Origin of the sequence: Mycolicibacterium pyrenivorans (assembly GCF_025821625.1) — a bacterium.
Classification (GTDB): Bacteria; Actinomycetota; Actinomycetes; order Mycobacteriales; family Mycobacteriaceae; genus Mycobacterium; species Mycobacterium pyrenivorans.
Genome location: NZ_JACKSH010000156.1, coordinates 1 through 6,497, shown reverse-complemented (window position 1 = coordinate 6,497; position 6,497 = coordinate 1). Strand labels below are relative to the sequence as shown.

General features: G+C 68.8%; 5 protein-coding genes. 3 read left to right on the top strand and 2 right to left on the bottom strand.

Annotation, left to right across the window (positions count from 1 at the left end; all coding sequences use genetic code 11):
- Positions 1-109: 109 nt before the first annotated feature.
- Positions 110-1,522, bottom strand: a complete 1,413-nt coding sequence (gene mtr / locus H7I57_RS19205; RefSeq protein ID WP_264025350.1) for a mycothione reductase — start codon at positions 1,520-1,522, stop codon at positions 110-112.
- 5 nt (positions 1,523-1,527) lie between these two features.
- On the bottom strand, positions 1,528-2,568 hold the full coding sequence (locus H7I57_RS19200; RefSeq protein ID WP_264025349.1) for an alpha/beta hydrolase: 1,041 nt from the start codon (positions 2,566-2,568) through the stop codon (positions 1,528-1,530).
- 143 nt (positions 2,569-2,711) lie between these two features.
- Between H7I57_RS19200 and mqo the strand changes: the two genes are divergently transcribed.
- The 3 genes from mqo to H7I57_RS19185 form a co-directional block, all read left to right on the top strand.
- Complete coding sequence (gene mqo / locus H7I57_RS19195) at positions 2,712-4,268, top strand: malate dehydrogenase (quinone) (protein ID WP_264025348.1); 1,557 nt, start codon at positions 2,712-2,714, stop codon at positions 4,266-4,268.
- A gap of 13 nt (positions 4,269-4,281) precedes the next feature.
- Entirely contained in the window at positions 4,282-4,728 is a 447-nt protein-coding gene (locus tag H7I57_RS19190; protein WP_264025347.1) for a GNAT family N-acetyltransferase, read from the top strand.
- The coding region (locus H7I57_RS19185) for a VWA domain-containing protein (protein WP_308204384.1) at positions 4,725-6,497 on the top strand (1,773 nt) is incomplete at its 3' end. The genes H7I57_RS19190 and H7I57_RS19185, both read left to right, overlap by 4 nt.

Sequence of the window (6,497 nt, the reverse complement as noted above, 5' to 3'; positions counted from 1 at the left end):
AGAACCATGCAGACACGGCGTCGCAAGGCGACCACCAGCCCCTTTTCACCCCGGAACGGGCGACCGCAAGGTCACATTGGCTGGAATGCAATTCCGGCTGACGAACGTACTAGTGCCGCTTCGGTGGCGGCCAGGGCGGTTCGCCGCACAGCGCCAGCACCGCGTTCTCGATCACCTCGGGCAGCGCCGGGTGTATCCAGTACTGGCCCCTGGCCATGTCCTGGGCGGGGAGATCGAACGCCATCGCCTGGATCACCGGCTGGATGATCGAGGACGCCTGGTGCCCCATGATGTGCGCGCCCAGCAGCAGCCCGGTGTCGTCGTCGACGATCAACTTCGCGAATCCGGTGGAATCCTCCATCGCCCAGCCGTAGCCGACGTCGCCGTAGTCCTGCACCTTGGACCGGATGCGGTAACCCGCAGCGCGCGACTCGTTCTCGGTCAGCCCGACGCACGCGATCTGTGGCTCGGTGAACACCGCCGAGGGCACGTTGCGGTGATTGGCGGGCATCAGGTTGTCGGTGTCGTCCCAGTCCTGCAACAGGTTGTGCCTGACCACCCGCGCCTCGTGGTTGGCGACGTGCTTGAGCTGATAGGGCGAGCTGACGTCACCGAGCGCGAAGACGTTTCGCGCGGTGGTGCGCTGGAACTCGTCGACGACGACCAGGCCACCGGCGACCTCGACGCCGGCGTGGTGCGCATCGAGTTGGTCACCGTTGGGGACGCGTCCGGTGGCGACCAGCAGTGTGTCGGCGTGCAGCGACGAGCCGTCGTCGAGGTGCAGCGTGACACCGGAATCGTCGGAGCTCCCGCCGATGATGTTGCGGCGGCTGCGGATCTCCCATTTCTTCCCCGCGATGTCGGTGAACCGTTCGCAGACGGTGTCATCGCAGTGGCTGAGCATCGTGGTGCCGCGCAACACGATCGTCACCCGGGACCCCAGCGACGAGAAGACGTGCGCGAACTCCGCGGCCACGAACCCGCCGCCGGCGATCACGATGTGCTCGGGCAGATCCGAGATCCGCATGATGGTGTCGCTGGTGTGGTACGGGACCCCGCACTCGACGATGGCAGGCGGCACCGTAGCCCGCGCGCCCGCGGCGATCACCACCTGGTCCGCGCTGAACTCGTCGCCGTCGTCGGTGCGCAGACGATAGCCACCCCCGGGAGCCGGTGCGGCGAACCGGGTGTGGCTGGCGAACACCTCCACGTTCGGTGACGACCGTCGGTAGTGCTCGCCACCGCTCGCCAGTGGGTCGATGCGGCCGAAGACCCGGGAGACGATGTCGGCCCAGCGCACCGAGTCCACGTGCGCGTCGACCCCGAAACGGCTTGAGTCACCGGCCTGTTGAGCCACCCCGGCGGCGTAGACGAACATCTTGGTCGGCAGACAGCCGACGTTGAGGCAGGTTCCGCCGAATACGCCCTGCTCACAGATGGCCACTCGCTTGTCGACGTAGCGGTCGTCGAGAATCGAGTTCCCCGAGCCTGTTCCGATGATCGCGATGTCGAAGTCAGCCATGCCGGTCACTTCTCCTCGGGTGGTGTCGGCCGAATCGGCGCAGCCGAAGTGTCGGCAAGGTGATGTGTCACATACCAGTCCAACCACCGGTCCAGCTCGGCGTAGGCCTGCTGCCGGGACTCCGGAACCGACAGGAACACGTCGTGCTTGGCGTCGGTGATGGGCACGACCGTCGTCCGGTCGCCGATGCAGCCTGCCCACCGCGCGATCTGTGCGACGTCGAGCACGGCGTCTCCGCGATGGATCCGCTCGATCAGGGCCGGGTCGCTGATCTCGCGCACGCTGCGGTCCGAGCGCAGGATCAGGTTCGGGACCCCGACGTCGAGGCCACGGTGAAGCCTCGTCTGACCGCGCCTGATCGCGTGGATCCAGCCGAAGGTCACCGGAAACCCGCCGACAGGTTTCCACGTCAGGTCGTACTCGAACTCGCCGTGGTAGTCGCGGTGCAGGGTCGTGCCGTACCCGCCTTCGGTCGGTCGTCGCACCACCGTGCGCTTGCGCAGCCGGCCCAGCGCCCGCAGCGCCACCGAGGTCGGAGGGGTCCGCAGGATGGGATGCCCCTGCAGGTCCAGCCATGGGCTGTTGAGAATCAGCCCCGACACCCCTTTGCCGACGGTCGCGCCGCGGCGGCGCAGCCGATCGAGCCACAGCGACACCACCAGCCCGCCGGCCGAGTGCCCGTAGACCAGGACACGCGCCGGCGAGACGGCTGCGATCGCGTCGAGGGCCCGTTCGAGTTCGACGTCGTAGCGAGCGAGGTCGGTGGTGAAGTGCGGGGTCTGGCCCTCGCGGTGGGAGCGTCCGCACTTGTGCAGGTCGAGCGCGTAGAACGCGAACCCGCGCTCGGCGAGGTGATCGGCGAACTCGGTGTTGAAGAAATAGTCGGTGAAGCCGTGCACCATCAGCACCGCGCGGTCTGCCGACGGGTCGGGCTCGCCGCGACGGACCAGCGTCGCCTCCAGTTCGCCCTCGCCGTCCGGATCGGGGCCGAGCGCGAACGTGCACTGCCAATATCCGGGCAGCACGTCGGGCTCCCATCCAGACACGTCAGCCACCCTAATGCCGATCTGTGGCGTGACCCCAGCGGTATGTGCAGTGGTCGCCACGCTCCCTTCGGGCGCGGCGGGATAACCTGAACAGCGGTAAGCCGTCAGGTACGGACCGCGACCACGAAGGACCATGGGAAAAGGTGTCTGAACCGGAGAAGACCGACGTCCTGCTGGTAGGAGCGGGCATCATGAGCGCCACGCTCAGTGCGCTGCTGCGTCTGCTGGAGCCGAACTGGTCGATGACGCTGGTCGAGCGACTCGACGGCGCTGCCGCGGAGAGCAGCGACCCGTGGAACAACGCAGGCACCGGCCATTCGGCACTGTGTGAGTTGAACTACACCCCGGCGCGTCCCGACGGCTCCATCGACATCACCAAGGCCGTCCACGTCAACGAGCAGTTCCAGGTGTCGCGGCAGTTCTGGGCGTACGCCGTCGAGAACGGCGTGATCCCGGACGTCCGCAGCTTCCTCAACCCGATCCCGCACGTCAGCTTCGTCCAGGGCGCCGACAACGTCGACTACCTGAAGCGCCGGTACGAGGCGCTCGTCGGCAACCCGCTGTTCGCCTCGATGGAGTTCATCGACGATCGCGACGAGTTCACCCGGCGGCTGCCGTTGATGGCCGAGAAGCGCGACTTCTCCCAGCCGGTCGGCCTGAACTGGACGCAGGACGGCACCGATGTGGACTTCGGTTCGCTGTCGCGGCAGTTGATCGGGTTCGGCGCCAAGGCGGGGATGGCCACGTTGTTCGGCCACGACGTGCGCGACCTGAGCCAGGGTTCCGACGGCACCTGGACGGTCAAGGTCGTCAACCGGCGCACCGGCGTCACCCGGAAGATCAACGCCAAGTTCGTGTTCGTCGGCGCCGGTGGTGGCGCGCTGCCGTTGCTGCAGAAGGCGGGCATCAAGGAGGCCAAGGGTTTCGGCGGCTTCCCCGTCGGCGGTCAGTGGCTCCGCAGCGGCAATCAGGCGCTGACCGCCGCCCACCAGGCCAAGGTGTACGGACTGCCGCCGCTGGGCGCCCCCCCGATGTCGGTGCCGCACCTGGACACCCGGGTGATCAACGGCAGGTCCTGGCTGCTGTTCGGTCCGTTCGCGGGTTGGTCGCCGAAATTCCTCAAGCAGGGCAAGGTCACCGACCTGCCGTTCTCGGTCAAACCCGACAACCTGGTGTCGATGCTGGGTGTGGGCCTCACCGAGATGGGCCTGTTGAAGTACCTGATCGGCCAGCTGCTGCTCAGCGAGTCCGACCGGGTCGACGCGCTTCGCGAATTCGCCCCCGGCGTCAAGGATTCCGACTGGGAGCTCGACATCGCGGGCCAGCGCGTGCAGGTGATCCGCAAGGCCAAGGGCAAGGGCGGTGTGCTGGAGTTCGGCACCACCGTGCTGACCGCCGCCGACGGCAGCATCGCCGGACTGCTCGGCGCCTCGCCCGGTGCGTCGACCGCGGTTCCCGCGATGGTCGACGTGATGCAGCGGTGCTTCTCCGACCGCTACCAGGGCTGGCTGCCCCGGCTCAAGGAGATCGTTCCGTCGCTGGGCATCGAATTGTCCGATGAGCCTGAGCTTTTCGAGGAAGTGTGGGCGCACGGCACCAAGGTGCTCAAGCTCGACAAGCCCGCCGGTGGGGTTCCGGCAGCCGCCGGCGACGGGTCGGCCGCGGGCACCGAGCATTCCCCGACCGCGGCGACCGCATGACGGTGGCCACCGGATGACAGTGGCGCTGCGGCGCAGTTGGGCCAAGGATCTGGATGCCGCGACGCTCTACGAACTGCTCAAGTTGCGCGTCGAGGTGTTCGTGGTCGAGCAGGCCACTCCGTACCCCGAACTTGACGGCCGTGACCTGCTCGCCGAGACCCGCCATTTCTGGCTGGAGAATCCCGAGGGCGGCGTCATCTCGACGTTGCGGCTGATGGAGGAGCATCCCGCCGGTCAGAAGGCGTTCCGGATCGGCCGGGTCTGCACCAAACGCACCGACCGCGGACACGGTCACACCGCGCGCTTGTTGCAGGCCGCGCTGGCCGAGGTCGGCGACTTCCCGTGCCACATCAACGCGCAGACCTACCTCGAGGAGATGTACCGCAGGCACGGGTTCGTCCGCGACGGTGACGAGTTCCTCGACGACGGCATCCCGCACGTGCCGATGGTGAAGCCGTGACGGTTCGCGACCAGTCACCCCCGATCTATCCGTTCAGCGCGGTGGTGGGGCACGACCGGCTGCGGTTGGCGCTGGTGCTGTGCGCGGTGCGGCCCGACATCGGGGGAGTGCTGATCCGCGGCGAGAAGGGCACCGCGAAGTCGACCGCCGTCCGGGGCCTGGCGAAGGTGCTCACGGAGGCCTTCAGGGCGTCCGGGGACGACGGTGGACATCTCGTGGAGCTGCCGATCGGCGCCACCGAGGACCGGGTGGTCGGATCGCTGGACCTGCAGAAGGTGCTGCGCGACGGCGAGCACGCGTTCTCGCCCGGCCTGCTCGCCCGCGCGCACGGCGGCGTGCTGTACGTCGACGAGGTCAACCTGCTGCACGATCACCTGGTCGACGTCCTGCTCGACGCCGCGGCGATGGGCCGCGTACACATCGAGCGAGACGGGGTGTCCCACAGCCACGACGCCCGGTTCGTCCTGATCGGCACGATGAACCCCGAAGAGGGTGAGCTGCGTCCGCAGCTGCTCGACCGGTTCGGGCTCACCGTCGACGTGGCCGCGTCCCGCGACGTCGACGTGCGGGCCGAGGTGATCCGTGCACGGCTTGCCTACGAGGCCGATCCCTCGGGGTTCGCCGCCCGTCACGCAGGGGCCGACGCCGACCTGGCCGCCCGAATCGCCGAAGCCCGAGCGGTGCTGCCCGATGTGGTGTTGCCCGACAAGGAGTTACGGCGCATCGCGGCGCTGTGTGCGGCGTTCGACGTCGACGGGATGCGCGCCGACCTGGTGGTGGCGCGGACGGCGGTGGCCCACGCCGCGTGGCGAGGAAATGTCACCGGGGTGAGCGGAGCGACGGGGATTATCACCGGGGCGAGCGGAGCGACGGGGATTATCACCGTCGACGAGGAGGACATCCGGGTGGCGGCCGAACTCGCGCTGCCGCATCGTCGTCGCCGCGACCCGTTCGACGATCCCGGTCTGGATCCGGGTCGTCTCGACGACGCGATGCAGCAGGCCGGTGAGTCGGCGGACGACGGTGCCGAACCCGGCGAACCCGAACCCGATCCCGATCCTGATCCACCGGGTGGTGGCGATTCGGCATCCGAGACAGACGGCGACGGTCAAGTAGCGCAACAGGAGTCGCAGTCTTCGGGGAAGTCGACCCGGTCCAGTGCCGCGCCGTCGACCGCGTTCCGGACCAAGGCGCTCGTCGTGCCCGGGGTGGGCGAGGGGGCGCCAGGGCGGCGGTCACGCGCCCGCAACCGCACCGGCACCGTCGTCTCGGCCGCCACCGAACCCGAGACGGGGCATGGTCTGCACGTGTTCGCCACGCTGTTGGCCGCGGCGGGACGGCAGGTGCAACCGGGCCGGTTGCGTCCGGGACCCGGTGATGTGCGGCGTGCCGTGCGAGAAGGCCGCGAGGGGAACCTGGTGATCTTCGTCGTCGATGCCTCGGGCTCGATGGCCGCCCGCGATCGCATGTCGGCGGTCAGCGGGGCCACGCTGTCGTTGCTCCGCGACGCTTACCAGCGCAGGGACAAGGTCGCGGTGATCACCTTCCGGCAGAAGGACGCCCGGGTGCTGCTGCCCCCGACGTCGTCGGTGTACATCGCCAGCCGCCGGTTGGCACGGTTCGACACCGGCGGCAGGACGCCGCTGGCGCAGGGCCTGATGGCGGCCCGCGACATGGTGGTGCGGGAGCGGGCCCGTGACCGCGCGCGCCGCAGCCTCGTGGTGGTGCTCACCGACGGGCGGGCCACCGGCGGGCCCGACCCGCTCGGC